1 protein-coding gene is annotated in these 990 nt (G+C 68.1%); it reads right to left on the bottom strand.

What is annotated here, in order from left to right:
* Positions 1 to 10: 10 nt before the first annotated feature.
* Positions 11 to 853: a transposase family protein gene (locus KME75_RS41920; protein WP_219420601.1), complete on the bottom strand. Its 843-nt coding sequence runs from the start codon at positions 851 to 853 to the stop codon at positions 11 to 13.
* Between the last annotated feature and the right edge of the window lie 137 nt (positions 854 to 990).

The following is a 990-nucleotide window of genomic DNA, read 5'->3' as shown; positions in this document are numbered from 1 at the left end:
TGAGGTGATCTCAGCAAGAAGTGCGTAGCTGGAGTTGTTCGATGTGGGTGAGGACGAGCGCTGCTTTGACGTAGGCGCCGATTCTGCGGGGGCTGGCGGTGATGCGGCGCAGTGCTCGCCAGCGGCCGGTGAGCAGGGCGAAGCCGCGTTCGCCCAGGCAGCGGGTCGAGCGCAGCAGGCTGTTGTAGGCCTGGTTGTCCGGGCCGAGGACCTGCCCGCCGCCGGGCTGCTTGATCGGGGTGTGGACGCCCTGGCCGGCGCCGTCGTAGCCGGAGTCGGCCAGGGTCGGCAGGTCGAGCTGGGAGGCCGCCCAGTACGCGGCGCCGAGCAGGCCGGCGGCGCGGGCGCACGCCAGGTCGTGGCGGTGGCCGGGGAGCTCGTCGGAGACCCACATCGGCAGCCCGTCGGGGCGGATGAGTCCTTGCACGTTCGCGCCGGGGGCGTGGTGTTTGCCCGAATACCACGCGTTGATCATTTTGCCTTTCGCCGACTGGGTGGTCTCGGCGCAGCGGTCGCTGCGGAACACCTTGCCGTCGGCGATGACGTAGGCCCAGCCTTCGGTGGCGACCTGTTCGAGGGCCTCATGCAGGTCGGGTGCCTGCGCTGCGAGTACGTCGATCACTTCGTCGCGATAGCGATACGACGTTGCCCGCGAGACGCCGAAGCCGGCGCCGACCAGGGCGATCTCGCCCTGATTGCGGAACCACGCCAGCACCAGCAACGCCTGTTTCCAGCAGGTCAGCGCCCTGGAGTTCTTCCTGGTACCGAGGACGCGCCGCTGCGCGCGCAGCAACTTCGCCACCTCCCGCACGAGTTCACGGGGGACGTCGAGCATGGCAGGATAGGCGATCACGTGGGGTCCTCTGCGGGTCGATCTTGTGGTGAGAACTCCCTATCGGGGGACCCCACGCTCTCACCAGCACCGCGCAGATTGTCCGATATGAGCGTGTCGCGCTCACGTCGCGCTACGATCTTGCTGAGATCACCTCA

The organism is Pseudonocardia nigra (assembly GCF_019396355.1).
GTDB lineage: Bacteria > Actinomycetota > Actinomycetes > Mycobacteriales > Pseudonocardiaceae > Pseudonocardia > Pseudonocardia nigra.
The sequence above is the reverse complement of the archived record's forward strand: the minus strand, read 5'-3'. Positions and strand labels throughout refer to the sequence as shown.